General features: G+C 37.2%; 18 protein-coding genes and 2 pseudogenes. 11 read left to right on the top strand and 9 right to left on the bottom strand.

Translation table 11 applies throughout. The features are described 5' to 3' along the window. Positions 1 to 429: 429 nt before the first annotated feature. The 4 genes from QSG86_RS07720 to sdhC are packed head-to-tail and all read right to left on the bottom strand — an operon-like array spanning position 430 to position 3,827. Positions 430 to 1,140, bottom strand: coding sequence for a succinate dehydrogenase iron-sulfur subunit (locus QSG86_RS07720; RefSeq protein ID WP_317030953.1), 711 nt, complete (start codon positions 1,138 to 1,140; stop codon positions 430 to 432). Positions 1,141 to 1,155: 15 nt separating this feature from the next. Next, a complete protein-coding gene (gene sdhA / locus QSG86_RS07715) occupies positions 1,156 to 3,051 on the bottom strand; it encodes a succinate dehydrogenase flavoprotein subunit (RefSeq protein WP_317030952.1) in 1,896 nt (631 codons plus the stop codon). Between the two features lie 12 nt (positions 3,052 to 3,063). Then, positions 3,064 to 3,429, bottom strand: coding sequence for a succinate dehydrogenase, hydrophobic membrane anchor protein (gene sdhD, locus QSG86_RS07710; protein ID WP_317030951.1), 366 nt, complete (start codon positions 3,427 to 3,429; stop codon positions 3,064 to 3,066). Beyond that, positions 3,429 to 3,827, bottom strand: a complete 399-nt coding sequence (sdhC, locus tag QSG86_RS07705) for a succinate dehydrogenase, cytochrome b556 subunit (RefSeq protein WP_317030950.1) — start codon at positions 3,825 to 3,827, stop codon at positions 3,429 to 3,431. The genes sdhD and sdhC overlap by 1 nt, the downstream gene beginning before the upstream one ends. Positions 3,828 to 4,832: 1,005 nt before the next feature. On the opposite strand from sdhC, the gene gltA reads away from it, so the two are divergent. The 3 genes from gltA (at position 4,833) to QSG86_RS07690 (ending at position 8,947) form a co-directional block, all read left to right on the top strand. Next, on the top strand, positions 4,833 to 6,107 hold the full coding sequence (gene gltA / locus QSG86_RS07700) for a citrate synthase (RefSeq protein WP_317030949.1): 1,275 nt from the start codon (positions 4,833 to 4,835) through the stop codon (positions 6,105 to 6,107). A gap of 413 nt (positions 6,108 to 6,520) precedes the next feature. Next, complete coding sequence (locus QSG86_RS07695; protein WP_317032702.1) at positions 6,521 to 7,018, top strand: hypothetical protein; 498 nt, start codon at positions 6,521 to 6,523, stop codon at positions 7,016 to 7,018. Between the two features lie 303 nt (positions 7,019 to 7,321). Further along, positions 7,322 to 8,947: an NAD+ synthase gene (locus QSG86_RS07690; protein ID WP_317030948.1), complete on the top strand. Its 1,626-nt coding sequence runs from the start codon at positions 7,322 to 7,324 to the stop codon at positions 8,945 to 8,947. Between the two features lie 13 nt (positions 8,948 to 8,960). Here the strand turns inward: QSG86_RS07690 and QSG86_RS07685 are convergent. The 4 genes and pseudogenes from QSG86_RS07685 to bfr all read right to left on the bottom strand — a co-directional run. Then, a pseudogene (locus QSG86_RS07685) lies at positions 8,961 to 9,188 on the bottom strand (zinc ribbon domain-containing protein); the annotation flags it as partial. Positions 9,189 to 9,220: 32 nt separating this feature from the next. Further along, positions 9,221 to 10,207 carry an IS110 family transposase gene (locus tag QSG86_RS07680; protein ID WP_317030947.1) on the bottom strand — a complete coding sequence of 329 codons (987 nt, stop codon included), beginning with the start codon at positions 10,205 to 10,207 and terminating at the stop codon, positions 9,221 to 9,223. Positions 10,208 to 10,445: 238 nt separating this feature from the next. Next, positions 10,446 to 11,285 (bottom strand): annotated as a pseudogene (locus QSG86_RS07675) (RNA-guided endonuclease InsQ/TnpB family protein); the annotation flags it as partial. 225 nt (positions 11,286 to 11,510) lie between these two features. Next, positions 11,511 to 11,975, bottom strand: coding sequence for a bacterioferritin (gene bfr / locus QSG86_RS07670; protein WP_317030946.1), 465 nt, complete (start codon positions 11,973 to 11,975; stop codon positions 11,511 to 11,513). 397 nt (positions 11,976 to 12,372) lie between these two features. Between bfr and QSG86_RS07665 the strand changes: the two genes are divergently transcribed. The 5 genes from QSG86_RS07665 to QSG86_RS07645 all read left to right on the top strand — a co-directional run bounded on the left by QSG86_RS07665 (position 12,373) and on the right by QSG86_RS07645 (position 17,156). Continuing rightward, on the top strand, positions 12,373 to 13,125 hold the full coding sequence (locus QSG86_RS07665) for a hypothetical protein (protein WP_317030945.1): 753 nt from the start codon (positions 12,373 to 12,375) through the stop codon (positions 13,123 to 13,125). A 17-nt stretch (positions 13,126 to 13,142) separates the two neighbouring features. Next, a complete protein-coding gene (locus QSG86_RS07660; RefSeq protein WP_317030944.1) occupies positions 13,143 to 14,192 on the top strand; it encodes a linear amide C-N hydrolase in 1,050 nt (349 codons plus the stop codon). Between the two features lie 27 nt (positions 14,193 to 14,219). Further along, positions 14,220 to 14,702, top strand: coding sequence for a hypothetical protein (locus tag QSG86_RS07655; RefSeq protein WP_317030943.1), 483 nt, complete (start codon positions 14,220 to 14,222; stop codon positions 14,700 to 14,702). Between the two features lie 90 nt (positions 14,703 to 14,792). Beyond that, positions 14,793 to 16,154 (top strand): NAD(P)/FAD-dependent oxidoreductase, encoded by a 1,362-nt coding sequence (locus tag QSG86_RS07650; RefSeq protein ID WP_317030942.1) that lies wholly within the window; start codon positions 14,793 to 14,795, stop codon positions 16,152 to 16,154. A 48-nt stretch (positions 16,155 to 16,202) separates the two neighbouring features. After that, positions 16,203 to 17,156, top strand: coding sequence for a tRNA dihydrouridine synthase (locus tag QSG86_RS07645; protein ID WP_317030941.1), 954 nt, complete (start codon positions 16,203 to 16,205; stop codon positions 17,154 to 17,156). On the opposite strand, the gene QSG86_RS07640 is transcribed toward QSG86_RS07645, so the two are convergent. Further along, the gene (locus QSG86_RS07640; protein WP_317030940.1) at positions 17,153 to 17,626 is read right to left on the bottom strand and encodes a DUF1289 domain-containing protein; all 474 of its coding nucleotides are present in this window, start codon (positions 17,624 to 17,626) and stop codon (positions 17,153 to 17,155) included. The two genes, QSG86_RS07645 and QSG86_RS07640, sit on opposite strands and share 4 nt — an antisense overlap. 168 nt (positions 17,627 to 17,794) lie before the next feature. On the opposite strand from QSG86_RS07640, the gene QSG86_RS07635 reads away from it, so the two are divergent. From QSG86_RS07635 to QSG86_RS07625, 3 genes are all read left to right on the top strand, one after another. Continuing rightward, positions 17,795 to 18,727: a rhodanese-related sulfurtransferase gene (locus QSG86_RS07635; RefSeq protein WP_317030939.1), complete on the top strand. Its 933-nt coding sequence runs from the start codon at positions 17,795 to 17,797 to the stop codon at positions 18,725 to 18,727. 247 nt (positions 18,728 to 18,974) lie between these two features. Further along, positions 18,975 to 19,592, top strand: a complete 618-nt coding sequence (locus QSG86_RS07630) for a DedA family protein (RefSeq protein WP_317030938.1) — start codon at positions 18,975 to 18,977, stop codon at positions 19,590 to 19,592. 181 nt (positions 19,593 to 19,773) lie between these two features. Further along, positions 19,774 to 20,190 carry an ABZJ_00895 family protein gene (locus QSG86_RS07625; RefSeq protein ID WP_317030937.1) on the top strand — a complete coding sequence of 139 codons (417 nt, stop codon included), beginning with the start codon at positions 19,774 to 19,776 and terminating at the stop codon, positions 20,188 to 20,190. The last annotated feature ends 15 nt before the right edge of the window (positions 20,191 to 20,205 follow it).

The raw sequence follows: 20,205 nt of genomic DNA, 5'->3' as shown, positions 1-20,205 counted from the left end.
TAAACGCTTCTATTTTAATCACTATGCACCATCGCTTACAGCAACTTCACATTTATACATACAAACTTAACAAGATCACCCTAATTTATGCCCAAGGCATAATAAGTTTGCATAAAAAAATTAAAACAATAAAATACAATAAGATAAAAACAAACAATCACATCCAACAGCATATCCAATCAATTACAAACACCAAATAAAAGCAATAATACTTCGCGATCAAATGGTTTATATTTATACCACTGCTACAACTTATAGATAGTAACCAACACAACAATCATCGCCCACATGGTGCCATAAAACGCAATCACCAAAATCCTGTTGTCAAATGACGATATTTATATTCTATCTATCAATGCAACCATCCCTATACTTAAGCATAAAAAAAGCACACCGAAGTGTGCTTTTTAACACGAGCTCAATACGCGTTTAGCCCGCCATATCTAACAACATACCACGAATGTGACCAATTGCTTTGGTTGGATTCAAGCCTTTAGGACATACTGATACGCAGTTCATAATACCTTTACAACGGAACAATGAGAACGGATCATCAAGGCGTGATAAACGCTCTTGAGTCGCTGTATCACGAGAGTCAATAATAAAGCGATATGCATTTAATAACGCTGATGGACCTAAGAATTTATCCGGGTTCCACCAGAATGATGGACATGATGTTGAACAACATGCACATAAAATACACTCATACAGACCATCTAAGTGCTCACGCTCTTCTGGAGACTGTAAACGCTCTTTTGGTGGTGCTGGTTGATTATTAATCAAGAATGGCTGAATCTTATCATACTGATCGTAGAATTGATTCATATCCACAACCAAATCTTTAATCACTGGCAAACCAGGTAATGGACGAATGGTAATTTCATTTGGTAAATCGTTAAGATTCCAAAGACATGCTAAACCATTTTTACCATTAATATTAACGCCATCTGAACCACAAATACCTTCACGGCATGAACGACGGAATGTTAATGATTCATCTTGTACCTTTAAAGCCAAAAGCGCATCAAGCAACATACGGTGCTTATCTGTTAACTCAAGCTTAAAGGTTTGCATATATGGTGCTTTATCCTTATCAGGATCATAGCGGTAGATATGAAATGTACGAGTACCTCTACTCATCTTAATTCTCCCTGATTAGAATGTACGTGGTTTAGGTGGAATTGCATCAACCGATAATGGCTTATAACGCACTGGTTTATACTCAAGATGATTATCTGCTGAGTACCATAACGTATGCTTCATCCACTCATCGTCACGACGACCATATGGGTAAGATGGGTGATCTGGTGGCAACTCAAAATCTACAACCGTATGCGCCCCACGACATTCTTTACGCGCAGCCGCTGAAATCAATGTTGCTTTTGCCACTTCGTATAAGTTTTCAACTTCCAATGCTTCAATACGTGCAGTATTAAATACCTTAGACTTATCTTTCAAGTGGATATTACGCACACGAGGTTCAATTGCAAGAATCTGCTTCACACCTTCATCAAGAAGTGCTGAAGTACGGAATACACCAGCATGATCCTGAACGATATCACGAATAGCGTCTGCTACTTCTTGTGCATTTTCACCAGAGGTAGATTCATCTAGCTTGCGTACACGCGCAATAGTTTGCTCAAGTACATTGGCTGGAAGTGGCGCGTATTCATCACCGTGATGTTTAGTCACATAATCAATAATATGTTCACCAGCAGCTTTACCGAAAACAACCAAGTCAAGTAATGAGTTGGTTCCTAAACGGTTTGCACCATGCACAGATACACATGAACATTCACCAATCGCATACAATCCTTTGATAGGCTTTGTAAAATTACGATCAGTATTTATTGTATAAGTATCTGTTTCTTTATGGTAATTCGCTTCCAGAACCACAGTCTCTTGACCTTCTGGAACAACAACTTGACCATGAATATTAGTTGGAATACCACCCATTTGGTAATGAATAGTTGGTACTACAGGAATTGGCTCTTTAGTGATATCAACGTTCGCGAATTTTTTACCAATCTCGAATACAGATGGTAAACGCTTCATAATCGTATCAGCACCTAAGTGTGTCATATCGAGTAGGATATAATCACCTTTAGGACCACAACCACGGCCTTCTTTAATCTCTTGGTCCATAGAACGAGAGACAAAGTCACGCGGTGCTAAATCTTTTAACGTTGGTGCATAGCGTTCCATAAATGGTTCGCCATCTTTGTTACGAAGGATTGCACCCTCACCACGACAACCCTCTGTCAACAATACGCCTGCGCCCGCAACACCTGTAGGGTGGAACTGCCAGAATTCCATATCTTGTAATGGAATACCTGCACGCGCTGCCATACCAAGACCGTCACCAGTATTAATATACGCATTAGTAGATGCACGATAAACACGACCTGCACCACCAGTAGCAAATAAAGTTGCCTTTGCCTGGAATACAGCAATTTTACCAGTTTCTTGATCAATCGCCGTTACACCGAGCACATCACCAGCTTCATTGCGGATTAAATCAAGTGCAATCCACTCAACGAAGAATTGTGTTCCCATCTTCACGTTGCTTTGATAAAGCGTATGAAGTAACGCATGGCCTGTACGATCGGCAGCAGCACATGCACGTGGAACAGCTTTTTCGCCATAGTTTGCAGAGTGACCACCAAATGGACGCTGATAAATTGTTCCATCTGCGTTACGGTCAAAAGGCATACCAAGGTGTTCTAATTCATACACAACTTGAGGCGCTTCACGAGTCATAAACTCGATTGCATCTTGGTCACCTAACCAATCCGAACCTTTTACAGTGTCATAAAAATGGTAGTGCCAGTTATCATCTTGCATATTACCAAGAGATGCACCAATACCACCTTGCGCTGCAACAGTGTGTGAACGTGTTGGGAATACTTTGGTTAATACCGCAACTTTTAGACCTGCTTGAGCAAGCTGGTAAGATGCGCGCATACCTGAACCACCACCACCAACGATGACAGCATCGAAAGTTTCATGCGGAATATTTGTGTAATCTTCTTTAGGGGTTATAGCGCCCATGATCTTTTCCTATCAATTTGCCCAAAAAATCTGGATAGCCCAGATTGCGTATGCAAATACAGCAACAATCACTGCTGATGTTAGTACAAGGCGTAATCCTGTAGCGGATGGACCCATTTGACGTGTAGTCACATAATCCGTGAATACTTGCCACATACCAATCCATGCATGTACTACAAGAGATAAGACTGCCAATAAAGATAAAATCTTCATTGGTAATGTCATCATAAAGCCGTACCACTGCTCATAGTTAAAGCCGCCATTGCAAAGGACCCAACCAAAGACAATAACGGTATAAACAGCCAAGACAACAGCACTTAAGCGTTGGATATACCAATCACGAGAACCTGAACCTGTTAAACCTGTAGCACTTTTCATTAGAGAACAATCCATACAAATGCTGCGACAATACCAATCGCAGACAAGATCAATGAAATAGTAGCTGCCACACGACCACTTTGTAGCTCTTCTGCAACACCAAGGTCAGCGAGTAAATGCTTAACACCTGCGATGAAGTGATAGATCAAGCCGGCTACAAATACCCATACAATGAAACGAACAATAAAGCTATCAAAAATAGCTTGTACTTGTGCAAAGCCTTCAGGAGAAGACAATGACTTGTCCAAAATCCATAAAAGTACCGGTACGAGTAAAAATACGATGACACCTGATAGACGGTGTAAAATTGATGCAATAGCCACAGGGGATTTTAAGTTTACATCTAAAACTTGACCCATGGACAAATTGACAGGTCTGTTGCTTTTCACAGCGGGCATCCTGTAAGTAAAAACTCCATCCGGAGTTTGTTGGAATTAGTTCGAAGGAAAGCTGGCATTGTTAGGCAAGCTTTTGCCTAAATTCAAAAAGACACTGAATTATAAGACGACAACTATTAAAATACAAACAGCAGCTCGCTGCTTTTTTATAAAAAAAATATCAAATAAGAATCATTTACAACTTAAATAATGTAAAAAATATGCTTAAAATATGTCATTGTATAAATAATCAATTGTTTTTAAATGGAAAAAAGTTTTTTTAGCGTCCTATACTGGCTTTTTTATCAATTAACAATTTACGACTAAAGCCGAACAATTTTTCTACCTTTTATTTTTAATGTTGTCATACATATTGCATATATTTACCAGACATTATTTTAAAAATAAATAATTACTATTTATATTAACTATTATTAATACAACCACTGCTCGGCTGAAAAAAGGCCAACAACAACAATATTTAGCCAGTATTTTAAATATATCCAGATGTTTTTTATACAAAAAAGGAAATATCTACAACAACATAACCATGATTGTATAAATTACACACAACGTGTTTGCATTTTTTTTAAACAAACAATTTCATAAAAAAATAGTTTTAAGTCTGTTTTCACTTCACTCATCTTAAATAAAATCAACCTAAAATGTCATGTAAGTTACGAAAAATATAATAATTTAGTTATAAATGTCATTTACAGTTGCTACATTTTTCTAATAAATACAATTTAAAATTGCTTACAATTAAGTTTAAAAAGTGAATTTTTTCTGCAACTCTGCATAAATTTGACTTATGATAGTTCGCTGATACTGTGATTTTATTCAGTTTTTATACGAATATTTTTTGACTAAGACTTAATGTAATTGTCACTTTTTATCCATAAGTATAATTGACAAAATTTCAGTAACTACTAATCTTATAGCAAATTTTTGAACCTCCAGTTTAAGGGATTACAAGATAAACACCCTAAACTGGATCAACATTCACCAGGACAGGAGATCTATTGAATGTCTGAAGCAACTGGCAAAAAAGCCGTTTTACAGCTTGATGGCAAAGAAATTGAATTACCAATTTACAGCGGCACCTTGGGCCCAGATGTAATCGACGTTAAGGATGTGTTGGCTGCAGGTCACTTTACTTTTGATCCTGGTTTTATGGCTACAGCATCATGTGAATCTAAAATCACGTTCATTGATGGCGGTAAAGGTGTTCTTTTACACCGCGGTTATCCAATTGATCAATTGGCAACAAAAGCAGATTACTTAGAAACCTGTTACCTATTGCTAAATGGTGAACTTCCAACTGCTGAACAAAAAGCAGATTTTGATTCAAAAGTTCGCAACCATACTATGGTTCACGACCAAGTTAGCCGTTTCTATAATGGTTTCCGTCGTGATGCTCACCCTATGGCAATCATGGTGGGTGTTGTTGGTGCATTATCTGCGTTCTATCATAATAATTTAGATATTGAAAACGTTGATCATCGCGAAATTACTGCAATTCGTTTAATTGCAAAAATTCCAACTTTAGCGGCTTGGAGCTACAAATATACTGTTGGTCAACCGTTCGTTTACCCACGTAATGACTTAAGCTACGCTGAAAACTTCCTCTACATGATGTTTGCTACTCCTGCAGACCGTGACTACAAAGTAGATCCTATTCTTGCTAAAGCAATGGATCGTATCTTCACACTTCATGCAGACCATGAGCAAAACGCATCAACATCAACAGTACGTTTAGCAGGCTCTACTGGCGCTAACCCTTATGCATGTATCGCTGCAGGTATCTCAGCACTTTGGGGTCCAGCTCACGGTGGTGCAAACGAAGCTGTACTTAAAATGCTTGATGAAATTGGCACAGTTGAAAATGTTGCTGAATTCATGGAAAAAGTTAAAACTAAAGAAGTTAAACTCATGGGCTTCGGTCACCGCGTTTATAAAAACTTCGACCCACGCGCTAAAGTCATGAAAGAAACTTGTGATGAAGTATTGAGTGCTCTTGGTATCAACGATCCTCAACTTGCATTAGCAATGGAACTTGAACGTATTGCGCTGTCTGATGAATACTTTATCAAACGTAACCTATACCCTAACGTAGATTTCTATTCAGGTATCATTCTTAAAGCGATTGGTATCCCAACAGAAATGTTTACCGTAATCTTTGCGCTTGCACGTACTGTTGGTTGGATCAGCCACTGGTTAGAAATGCATAGCGGTCCTTATAAAATTGGTCGTCCACGCCAACTTTATACAGGTGAAACTCAACGTAATATTGATCGTTAATTCGATTTATATTAAGTTGGATAAAAAACCACCCATCGGGTGGTTTTTTATATCTCATTATGATGATTCAATCATTTTCAGCAATCATCAAGCTTAAAATCTATTATCCATCATGATTGAGTAATGGCTCATCGTGAATCACCTAAACAGCATTATTTTAAATTCATTGCACTATCCCAAAGCAGCATTTAATAACTAAATCACATTAATATTTCTAATTGTGACAATAATCAAATATAATACTTATCTATTTCTAGTAGGCATCATCCACTGCAATGATATCCAGAAATTCAAGCATAAAAATTAAACAACCATCTTCAATATTCGGCCATCTTTAAACTACAATATATCTATTAATTACTCTAGAACCTTTAGGAAATATAAATAAATTGTCGCGCTACTTTTTTAGTCCCATTCTAATATCTTTTCTCATACGATTTCTTAATCTCGATCAGTTTAATTGTCGTCATTTAACAACAGGAGAAATTAAATTGGCGCAAAGTGTATTTGCCAATTTAATTGATTATCAAAAAGTCAAAATTATCAATCAGCGTTATTTACCTTGGCAATCTCAACATGTCTTTATGGCTCCCCAAGGTAATATTCATATTGCAAAACTACATTTTAAATTAGACTATGCTCAAGAATCGATTGCTTACCAAGCAGTTTTTATTCATGAAATGACACATATTCTACAATATCAAAAAAATATGAATGTACTTTTAATTGGTGCAGTTTTACAAATCCTACGTTTCTTAAGTTTTGGACTATACAATCCTTATACATATATTTTAAGCAAAGAGCAGTGTTTTTTTGATTATAATATAGAACAACAAGGAGATATTGCTAAAGATATTTTTTTAAAAAAAATTCCCAATATTATTTTATCCGACCAGCGAATTAAGTCATAAAATAAATGTTGAATAAGCCACTTTAAAAGGATTGTTAAATTTAAAATAACAGCTATGATATAAAATAGGTATCTCAAACAAATTAGCATAAATATAGTCTAACATCTGACTTAAATTACGTTAAAATAGTTAATGCGATTTTTTTGACACTGATTCACTTTATTATTAAGTGGAAAAACACGGCTTTTATACTTTGGCCTTTTAGGCATTAATTCTCACTTAAACACTTGACATTCCAAAATAAAAAAATAAAAAAAATGGAAGCATGTGTTTTAAAACCTATAGGAATAGGATTTAATTTAAATGAAATCTTTAAACATTGCCTTAGCACAACTATCTCCACATGTCGGCAATATTGAGACCAATGTTCAGCGCATGATTGAACAAACAATCGAAGCAAAAAAGCAACATGCGGACATTATTGTATTTCCTGAACTTTCGATTATCGGCTACCCTGCTGAAGATCTTCTGTTACGCCCAAGTTTAACGAAACGTAGTGAAGCTGCATTTGAGCAATTAAGTCAAGTTAAAGACATTGTAATGGTTTTTGGTTTTGTTAACCAAACCGAGGATGGTCAACGTTACAATGCTGCTGCCGTCATGAAAGATGGTGAAATTTTAGGAATCTACAATAAACAAAATCTACCTAATTATGGTGTTTTTGATGAAAAACGCTATTTTAATCTAGGCCATCAACATCTGGTATTTGAATATTTAGGTCATAAATTTGGCGTATTGATTTGTGAAGATGCTTGGACGATTCATACCGTTCAACAATTATCTCAATTGAATGTTGAAACGGTACTGATTTTAAATGCATCACCTTATGAAGTTGGCAAACCACAACATCGCATGATCACAATGTCAGAATTGGCAAAACAGCTGAATTTAAACTTAGTTTATGTTAACCAAGTCGGTGGCCAAGATGATTTAATTTTTGATGGTACCAGTTTTGTCATTAATAAAGATGGCACTATTGCTGTACAAGCGCCAAGCTATCAAGAAAAATTGCTAATCGCAGAATTTGATCAACAGAAAAAAGCTTATAAAATAGGCGAAATTGCACCAACATTAGATACCATGGCTGAAATTTATCAGGGCTTGGTTATGGCAACCCGTGATTATGTTCATCGCTCAGGCTTTCCTGGTGTTATTTTAGGGTTATCAGGTGGAATAGATTCAGCACTAACCCTCGCTATTGCAGTCGATGCCATTGGTGCAGAGAAAGTTCAGGCAGTTATGATGCCTTATACCTATACAGCACAAATCAGTATTGAAGATGCTGCTGCACAAGCAAAAAGTATGGGAATTACCTTTGGGATTGCTGAAATCAATCCAATTGTAAATAGCTTTATGCAAACACTTTATCCATTTTTTGGTAATTCGCCAACAGATACGACTGAAGAAAATCTACAAGCGCGTTCACGCGGTACATTACTGATGGGCTTATCCAATAAATTTGGCAATCTGGTATTATCGACCGGTAATAAATCTGAATTGGCGGTAGGATACTGTACCTTATACGGTGATATGGTGGGCGGCTTTGCGGTATTAAAAGACGTATATAAAACCATCGTATTTGAATTGGCAAAATACCGCAATAGTATTGCCGAAACACCGGTGATTCCTGAACGTGTTATTACACGTCCACCTTCTGCAGAACTTCGTCCTGATCAAAAAGATCAAGACTCACTACCAAGCTATGATGTTCTTGACGCAATTCTTTATGCCTATATTGAAGAGGATTTAAGTCAAGACGATATTATTGCCAAAGGGTTTAATCAAGAAATCGTTGAAAAAGTGATTACTTTGGTTGATCGCAATGAATATAAACGTCGTCAAGGTGCGATTGGTCCTCGTATTAGCTCACGCGCTTTTTCTCGTGAACGTCGCTATCCAATCATGAATGGCTGGAAAGCTGGACTTTGACATCCTCTCCGACCTAAAGGGCGGAGATTCCTACTGCTAGACGCTCATGTCCTGAGAAACACTGTTTCGTAAGAAGTATGTTTTTTGCGGAGTTTAAATCACGTTGATTTAAACTTCCACATTCACATTTCCATACGCTTATTCCAAGATCCGCCCTACCTTTCGGACTATTGCCAGATATTTTCTGACAGCACGAACACATCTGGGTTGTGAAACTTTCGTTTACTTCTTCAAACATGAGATACCGTCTTGGTAGTCAATCAGGTTTTGAGATTATTCGACCACTAAATAATCTCTTTGATAGGCAGTCTGATGTTTTAAAACGCCATAACACAGATGTATAAGCTTGCGCATTGCAGCACCTAAAGCACACATTTTATTTTTACCCTGGCTTAATAATCGTTGATATAAAGCTTCAATGTGTGGATTATATTTAATCGCTGTTAATGCCGACATATACAATACTGAGCGTATTTTACTGTCACCTGCTTTTGATAAGTGACTTTGCTTGTTGACTGAACTGCCAGACAACTGATGTACTGGAACCAAACCTACATATGCAGCAGCTTGACTTGCTTTTTCAAACTTGTGCGAATGAAATAACCCCAACAGTAATAAGCCTGATCGTTCACCGATTGAAGGAATAGTTTGCAGTAATTTCAAATCCTGTTTCAATGTTGGATCTTGATCTATGTGATTATTTATTAACTTATCAATATGTTCAAGTTGCTGATTTAAATACTCAATATTCTCTTCAAATAATTTAATCACAACAACGGAGGTATGAGTGGACTGCGCCTTTTCAAGTCGATTCTTTTCCTGCAATAGACTACCTAGATAGACATCTCGTCTGCCTAGTAAAGCTTTTAATAATCTGACATTTTCAGGTTCAGGCTGCCATATGATTAACTTTGCGGTGTAACCATAACGTGAAAGAGCTTCACTATCAGCTTTATCCGTTTTATTTAGCATGGACATGCCTTTGGCAAAGGCTCTTACTCGTGAAGGATTAGCCACACAAACCTTTACACCTGCATCATATAGATAATATCCCAAATTCTCATGATAAACCGAAGTCGCTTCCATGATTGCTGTCACTTGATCAGGTTCAATTTTAAGAGTGATGAGCCATTTGAGCAGACTGCCAAAGCCACTTTCTGTATTAGTAAATATTTTATTTTTTCTTTTTCCAGTCAAACCTTGAGGGAAAATGCAACAATCTATTTTGGTTTTACTGACATCAATACCTAGCATAATCATAGTGATATTCCTTGAGTTTAAGCTATGATTTTTATCCCATTAACCATCATCTTACCTTGTGAATACAGCATCAAAGTGCTTAGTTACCGTTCAGAGTTGTATGAGGGATAAGGGCAAATTGTAGGTTTTATCTCAGGTTCAAATTTAAGATTTTAGCAGCACTCCAAACTCTACAATTTGCGTATAATGGTAGCTAATCACTATATCAATCAAGATACAAGTAGCACTGCTACGCAAGGGCGTTCTCGCATTTATACTTGAGCATTGTTTTAAATCCTGAAAAACTTGTATCTAATACGGATTTTGCCATTTTAGTTTTTACAAGTTTTTTAGCACTCAAATTACCAACAACAATCATTGCATTTTCTTTAACAAGCTTAGTGCTTGCCTTATGCAAGTAATCTTGACGGCTGTTTTTAATCTTTGCATGTATCGCACGTACACGGCATTTATTCTTTGCCCGTTGTGCAATCCCTAGTTTTTGCTCATATTGGCGATAATATTTAGGATTACTAATTATCGTACCGTCCGAGCATGTAGCAACGTCTTTTAAGCCTAAATCAATCCCTATGGCTTGTTTCGCTTGTGTTTGTTGTTTGACGGATTCAACAACTAAACACACGTACCAATGCCCACGGCTATCTTCTACAAACGATCCAGTTTTAACTATGTACTTACTTAATCCGTAGCTATCCCATAATTTGAATTGAGTTTTATCATATTGAATAAAACCATCGGCATATCGAATAGCGGACTTTTTAAAAGGTATCCATTCTAAAGAACGTCTAGCCGATTTTTTATTACTAACACGCCAATTTAATTTAGCTTTTTTAAATTGTTTACGGCGTATAACTAATTCTTCTGTAACAGCTTGCACTGTTTGACTATGAAGATTGCATTCTTTTGATGTGCCTTTTGTGTACTTAGCAATATCGTATGCAGAAAGAAACTCACTTTTTCTTTTTAAATGCTTAAAACTCAAATTATTTACATAATTCCAGACAAAATTAACCTCTGACGCTAATTGATTAAGTGCCTTAACGTGTTGGTCTTTTATGCGGATTTTAAGAGTTTTCATAGCTTAATTATAGTACAAAGAAAATACGCATAGCGTTGTAAGTCGAGGCTATGCGTCATAGTGTGTCGTATGGCTTAACGCCACTCGCTTATATTGCCGTCTTAAAAGACGAGGTTTTAGGCTCAATGTGATTAAAAAAATACGACTCAAATCTTGGATAAAAAAATGCCAATCCATAAATGAATTGGCATACCCACATGTATCAATTGAAATACTAAATCAATATCACATCTGTGATTGAATATAATTTTGCAGCCCAACCAACTCAATTAAACGTAATTGTTTTTCTAACCAATAGGTATGGTCTTCTTCGGTATCTGACATTTGCTGGCGTAATATATCACGTGTGACATAGTCACCTTTTTCTTCAGCCAATTTAACACCTTGTGCTAGTTTTTCACGTACATGATATTCCAGTTTTAAATCTGCCTTTAAGCAACTAACGACATCACTGCCCATATCGACAGCATCACGTTGCATATTAGGTGTACCTTCTAGGAATAAAACACGGCGAATCAGAGCATCTGCATGCTGTGCTTCCTCCTGCATTTCATGATCGATACGTTCAAATATTTTACTTAATCCCCAGTCTTCATACATACGAGAATGTATTAGGTATTGATCACGAGCTGCCAATTCGCCACCAATTAACATATTAAGATAGTCTATGACTTCTGGATTGCCACGCATTTTAAATCTCCATACCTTTTTCAATATTATGGCTAAACCAGATTATAAATGCAAAATAAATATCAGCTAAGTTTATGATTTTAAAAAAAATAAATGATAAACACACGCATTTGCAGTTATCTTTAAAATATTTTCCGCTTATAAAATAAGTGCTTGTATTAAAAAAATGATTCCTAGTTTTAATCTTTTAAGCCTATATTGAAGTTTTTAAAATTTGTAACTATTAACAATGCGTCTTATTTCAATCTGCAATAAGATATTTTTCCATCACGTTAAGCCACATCAATCGGGATTGTTTTTCACTACAATTTCATAACATTCAGCCACTGTATTTGTTGACAAATATCACATCTGATCAAAGTAAACAGTGATAAAATAAGCAAAAGAGAGAGAAACTATGATTAAAAAATATTGTTATTTTTTTGCACTTGGCCTTGTCAGTCCATCTATTTTTGCCAATAGTTTTACTGACTCATTTGCAGGCACGCCAAAAATCAATGCAACCATCTATGTTTTTGCTGCGGATATCAATGGCACATTGCATGATCAAAATATTAAATACAACGTAGATCAATCTTTTAATGAAACTCTAAAACACCTTGATCAAGCCTATATGACCTATATTGATATCAATAAAGGGGATTGGGGGATCTATTTTGACAAACAGTTAGTAAAAACCTCAACAGCAGAACAAGTTTTTAACGTTCCACTGGCGATCAAAACCAAACTCGATCAAAGTAGCTATGGCGTTTATTATCAGGCCTATAAATCCCCCAATAAGCTGCAAAATCAATATTCATCACTGATTATTGAACCCACTATCGGCATACACCATACTGAAGCAAATGCAACCCTTGCTGCACTCGGTAACACAAAACAAGCTGAAATACATTGGAATGAATTTTTCTGGGGCACACGTTTGAGATCTAACTTTGACTCACCATGGAATTTAGCATCACAAGTCACTATTGGCGTCAAAGATACCATCGCTGCACATTTTTATGTTGGCTATCGAATCCCAGGCTTTAATCGAGACTTTAATCTGAGAGTCGGTTATCGCTATTTAAAACAAGATTATGAATCTAATGGTTTCCATTGGAAAATTAGTGAACGTGGTCCGGTGATTGGTATTAATTTACCCATTTTCTAATTCTAGGATAAATAAATATGAAACATAAATTTAAAAAAGCATTCTGTGCAGCAGCACTGTTACTCGCAGCAGATGTTGCAATGGCCTGCACCCGTGTGGTTTATCTCGGTGAAAATAACAATATTATGACTGCACGTTCTATGGATTGGAAATCTGATGTAAAAACCAATTTATGGATCCTGCCCAACAAAGTCAAACGAAATGGTATGGCTGGTCCAAAATCAATTGAATGGACATCAAAATATGGCAGTCTAATTGCAACAGGTTATGATATTTCCACCACAGATGGTATCAATGAAAAGGGCTTAGTGGCGAATTTACTTTGGCTGGTTGAATCTGAATATCCAAATATTAAAACAGCAAAAAAACCACCAATGAGTATTTCATTATGGGCACAATATGTACTGGATAACTTTGCCACTGTAGATGAAGCAGTTAAAGCTCTACAAAAAGAACCTTTTACCATTGTTACAGACAGTGTTCCGGGTGAGCAAAGATTGGCCACACTACATTTATCGATTTCTGATGCGACAGGTGATAGTGCTATTGTTGAATATATTGGTGGCAAGCAAGTCATTCATCATAGTCGTAAATATCAAGTGATGACCAACTCTCCGACCTTTGATAAACAATTGGCTTTAAACTCATACTGGCAACAAATTGGTGGTACAGTAATGTTACCAGGAACCAATCGTGCCTCTGATCGTTTTGCCCGTGCATCCTTCTATATTAATGCTGTACCACAAAAAGGCACTACCCAAAATACCTTAGCCAGTGTATTTAGTGTCATTCGTAATGTATCTGTTCCTTATGGTCTTAATACAGAAGAAGAGCCTAATATTTCATCCACTCGCTGGCGTAGCGTTGTAGATCATAAAAATAGCTTATACTTCTTTGAATCAGCAGTATCACCCAATATCTTTTGGGTTGATTTAAAAGAAATTAATTTTAATGATGGTAAAACTAAAAAGTTAGATTTAGGCCCTGATCAATCTACGATTTACTCAGGTAAAGCCAATGCTTCATTTAAAGAGGCAAAACCATTTACCTTTTTAGGAACATCATAATTTCATTAAGATTTGAGAAATATATTCATGAAACAAAAACTACTCTTTTTAGCACTTAGTGGTTTATTGATTACAGGCTGTGCCTCAACGCCACCTTCAAACCCAAGCAATATTGGCACATTTGGTTTATTGATTTGCCAAGAAAATGAACTTTGTCCAATTGTTACAGTAAGCTGGAATGAATCGAATAAAGATCTTTTAAAAGTGCGAATCAGCCTAAATAGTGCGCAAAACAAATATGAAATTGAAAAAGTTGCTTTTAGTAACGGTAAAACCAATATTGCATTTAATGTTTTAGATGCAACAAAAATTGATTTTGTAGGACGCGTTTATCGTTCTAATAATAGCATTCAAATTCCAAGGCATTTAATGGAGCAGTTCAAAGGTTCACATACAATCTCTATGCAGATTTATACCAATCATGGTGTAATTTCTCGATATATCTTAAAAGACGGCCAAGAGGCACCAGTATACAAAGAACTTACTGAGTTGTACCCTATTCAGCCTTAACTGTATTTTGATCTTAAACAACAGTATCTAAATAAATTTAGGTACTGTTTTAGCCTCACCCCCCTCACAGCAACGACTATTCATAAAATCATGTCACTAAATACAGCATCACAGCATTTACCTATTTATATTATTGGTGCAGGTATTGCCGGTCTGGCCTGTGCCAATCAATTACAACAAAATGGACTTCAAAGTATTATCCTCGAAGCCAGAGATCGTATTGGTGGCCGAATACATACGATGGATGCAAAAAATTTTTATTATGACTTAGGTGCTTCTTGGATTCATGGCATTGAACAGAATCCGATTTGGAAAATTACTCAGCAATATCATATTGATACACAAGTTTTTAATTATGATGTCAGTCAATTTTATCATGCTAATGGGGAATGTTTTTCTCAAACTGAGCAAGATTACTTTGAACATTGTATCAGTCAAATCATGCAACAATTAAGCTATTCTTCCCACCCTATTGCAGCAGATGCAATTGCAGAAATTCTCAGTCATGTTACTGATCACTCATCACCTTTTCCAGCGCAACAATTAACCACCTTATTAAATGCATATTTTCAATACTATGCCAATGATCCTTTCGCAACAGAACTGACACAACTTTCTACATATTTTCACCAATATGAAGGCTATTTTTCTGGTGATGAAGTCATTTTCCCTCAAGGCTATCAACAGCTCATTACCCCACTCAGTACAGGATTAGATATCCGTACCAATGTAACCGTGCAGTCTATTACATTACACGATCAGCATATTCAAATCACAGATCAAAATCAGCAATCTTATTTTGCTGCTAAAGTAATTATTGCAGCACCATTGGGTATTCTTAAACAACAGGACATTGACTTTAACCCTAACCTCCCTCAGGGTTATTTGGATGCCATCCAAAAACTGGGTTATGGCTCATTTAATAAAGTTTATTTAAGCTTTAAATCTCCTTTAGTTTTTAAAAATGATAGCAACCACCAGACAATCAGTCATTTTTTCTGGGCAAAGCAGCAGTGGATCAATGTTTTAGACCTTTCTGATAGCTATCATCAACCTACTTATTTACTGTTATTTGGTGGACAACGTGCTGAATGGATTGATCATCATGATGATGATGCCATCTTGCAATGGCTTGCAGCAGCACTACAACAATCTGTGGATTTTTCCCAGCAACCAACTCAAATGATCGTCACACGTTGGGGAGCTGATCCCTTGAGCAAAGGCTCATTTAGTTATCCCGCCCCACAACACCATCGAAGACTCATACAGCAGCTCAATACCCCACTGCAACAACGCTTATTTTTTACAGGTGAACACTGTAGTGAAGATTATGCTGGTACAGTGCATGGTGCATATTTAGCGGGTCAAGCCACTGCACAACAGATCAATCACCTGATTGATTCAACCCTGCTAGCTGAAAGACATGAATCTGACGCAATGCTAGACAAGTGATCTAAAAAACCGTATAACAGCCTTTTTTATTGTTCAGGTATTTACCCGTTGAAACTTGTACTTGCACCCATGGAAGGCTTAACAGACCCAATTATGCGTGATGTATTAACATCTGTAGGAAACTTCGACTGGTGTGTAACAGAGTTTATTCGTGTCACTGACAGTGTGTTACCTGAACATATTTATGAACGTTACTGTCCAGAATTACGTCATGCAGGAAAAACTGCAGCCGGGACCCCCGTCCATGTCCAGTTTTTAGGTAATAATCCTGAAATGCTTGCTGCAAATGCGGTACGGGCAGTTGAACTCGGTGCACCTGCCATTGATATGAATTTTGGCTGTCCAGCAAAAACGGTCAATCGTCATCGGGGGGGATCCATTCTGCTCGATGAACCTGAAACCGTCTATACACTGGTCAAAGCGGTGCGTGATGCTGTTCCCACACATATTCCAGTCTCTGCCAAAATGCGCTTGGGTTATATGGATCGAAATTTTACACTCGATAATGCTTATGCAATTGAAGATGCTGGTGCAGCATGGGTGACCGTACATGCACGTACCAAAGCAGATGGCTATACCCCACCTGCTTTTTGGACACTATTGGCACCCATTCGTGAAGCACTAAAGATTAATGTGATTGCAAATGGTGAAATTTGGAGCAATGCAGATGCCAAGCAATGTCAAATTGAGTCTGGATGCCGTGATTTAATGATTGGCCGTGGGGCGGTCACAACTCCCGATTTAACACAATGTATTCGTCAAGACCAAGATACACCATTACTCGACTGGCATGATTTAACACAATTACAACTTCGCTTTTTAAATGGCCACTATCAAAAAGAAATGAACATGGTTGGTCGCTATAAACAATGGTTAGGCATGATGTCTAAACATTACCCTGAAGCCAAATGTTTATGGGATGAAGTCAAACGTATCAAGTCACTCCATGACATTATTGAAAGACTGCAACAACAAGGCTCAAATCCACGGATTGAAAGCTAAATATCGTCACGGTCCAGATGCATACGATCAGCACGTAAAAATGCCAGATCGTAGCTGGCTATAGCTAACGCTAAAATACGTTGTTCAAAAGTCTGCCAAAGCGGTTGAAGATCGGCAACCTCAATCGCCAAACCACTCTGCGCCAGAAAATTTTTATTTTTCTGACATAATTTTAAGGCATGATAGAGTTTACGTCCGCTTGAAGCATCTTGACGCCAGCGTACACGCTTTTCATCAATGAACCGTTCCACCTGATCCAAATTCGCATGAGGTAACATGGGGATTAAGATCTGATCTAACTGCACATCTAAACGTAACCAGACTGCTGTTTGCTGTTCTGCACTATAGGTATTCCAGTAAATCACTTCATGATTAAAACGTCTACATCCTCGGCATACCGCATCGCCAAAAACGGTTGAACAACGCCCAGCACATGGCGTTAACGCAGTCAGTCGACCATCATTACTCAAAACGCATTCCTCTAAGCTTTATATCTTGACAGCATTCAATTTTAGCTGAATATACCTGCTCTATTGTATGATGAGAAGCAATTTTATTACACAGCAATGACTCGCTTATTCGCCAGATACACGTTAAAATATCGCCCTTTTCGAAACTTACACAATTTGGAGTTTTCCATGAACGCTACTGTAGAACAGCTTGCACCTGTAGAACAGCAAGCGACGACTGGTTGGGTTGTTGCCGCACTTTATCAATTCAAAGAGGTCCAAGATCCTGCAGATCTTCAACAGCGCCTTTTAGATCTGGTCAAAACGGTCAATCTCTGTGGAACTCTAATTGTGGCAGGTGAAGGCATTAATGGAACGGTTGCAGGTGATCGTGTCGCAATTGATACCATTTATCAATTTTTGCTGAACGAAGGTTTTAATGCGATGGAATATAAAGAATCTCATAGCGCAGATAAACCATTTCGTAAAATGAAAATCAAACTAAAAAATGAAATTGTCACTCTGGGCGTAGAGGTAAAACCACGTGACTTGGTTGGGCATTATCTGAATCCTCAAGAATGGAATGAACTGATTGCACGTGATGATGTGATCTTAATTGATACCCGAAATGATTATGAATATAAAGCAGGGACATTTAAAGGCGCGATTGATCCACAGACCGAAACCTTCCGTGAATTTCCAGAATATGTTAAAAACAATCTAGCAGCACATAAAGATAAAAAAATTGCGATGTTCTGTACTGGCGGTATTCGCTGTGAAAAGTCAACCTCTTTACTCCTACAAGAAGGCTTTAATGAGGTATATCATCTCAAAGGTGGCATCTTAAAATATCTTGAAGAAACACCTGCTGAAGAAAGCATGTGGGAAGGCGAATGTTTTGTATTTGATGGTCGTACGGCAGTAACACATGGTATGCAAGAAGGCCAAAATACCAAATGTCATGCCTGTGGTTGGCCACTATTGCCAGAAGAAGTGGCTTTAGCAAGCTATGAACATGGTGTATCTTGTAAATATTGTATTGATAAAACCACTGAAAAACAAAAAGAAGGTTTCCGTATGCGTCAATCGCAAATTGTCGCAGCAAAACGTAAACGTCTTTAAAATCACAACACTCAACTGCCTGATATTAACAAGAGGCAGTTGAGTTTCTCGATCAAGTCTCAAGCTTTAGCTCAAAAATCATGATGATGTAAGTTGTATTTGCTAAATCAACTTTACAACCATACAAAAAAAATCACCATCACATCCACTCAATCAGTTTAATTGTTTGAGTCACTATTCATTTTTTTGTCATTTATGCTATTTAGAATAGATCAGTTTTGAATAGCGAAATAATGATGTGTTGATTATGAATCTACAACAATGGGTCATTTCAATTATGGAACAATTGGGTTATGCGGGAATCGCATTACTGATGTTCCTCGATAATGTTTTCCCTCCACTTCCCTCAGAAATTATCATGCCCTCAGCAGGTTATGCAGCTTCTCAGGGAGAGCTCATTTTATTGGGTGTCATTGTTTTTGGTAGCATTGGCTCTCTGCTTGCTGCAGCTGTATTGTATTGGGTCGGCTATAAGTTTAAACATCAACATATCTTTGCCTGTGTACAGCGCTACGGAAAATATTTAGGCATCAATGTAAGCGATGTACAAAAAGCATTAACATGGTTTGAACGCTATGGTCACCGCATTGTATTTTTTGGTCGAATGATTCCCGCGATTCGTTCTCTCATTAGCATTCCAGCAGGAATGAGCCATATGCCATTTTGGAAATTCATGCTATTTAGTGGCTTAGGGACCATCATTTGGACCACTTTTTTAGCATGTATTGGTTATTATTTTGGAGAGAATCAAGCCTTAATGCAGCAAATTTTTAGTCAAGCGGGCTATGTTATTCTGCTCATTACCGCAATCGTGATCAGTTGGCTACTTTATCGAAAATATAAACAAAAAGCACATCAAGATTAATCCGCTTGATTTATAGCAACAAAACTCTGCTTATGCTACAAGCTCACCTACAATTTAAAGACAAAATGCTTTTGAAATATTGGCATTATGTCGTGATTACGAGTACTCTCGAAATGTAGCGATCAATCAATTAAAATTGCACAACTACTATAACGCTTTATCCTTGACGATCGAGGGTCGTATGACACATTATTTAAAATATTTTGCTGCTGTTTATTGTCTTGCACTTTTATTGGTTATTACGGTACTTATTTTTGGTTTTCAGCTCGGTGGGATAAGTGTTATTCCCGCATTAATTGCCGCTGCCTTTATTGCTGCACGTCATTTTGTACGACGCGAACAACGCCTCCCTTTCAGTGATGAAAAAGTACAGCTAGTATGGGGATCTAGTGCTGTAGCGATCGTCATTGGCAGTTTTTTTGTATTCTTCTTGGTATTAATGAATCCTCGCGCAGATGCAATTTTAGCCTCAGCTGATCAAGCCGGTATTGCTATTTCAGCAGTTATCATGCTCTTTATTATTGCAGTTCATGGGGCAATTTTCTCGATTGCCTATGGATGGTATGCACAGTTTTGTTATAAACGATTATTGGATTAAAGTCTTGCTGCTTTT

The organism is Acinetobacter sp. SAAs474 (assembly GCF_032823475.1).
In the GTDB taxonomy this organism is placed as follows: Bacteria; Pseudomonadota; Gammaproteobacteria; order Pseudomonadales; family Moraxellaceae; genus Acinetobacter.
The sequence above is the reverse complement of the archived record's forward strand: the minus strand, read 5'-3'. Positions and strand labels throughout refer to the sequence as shown.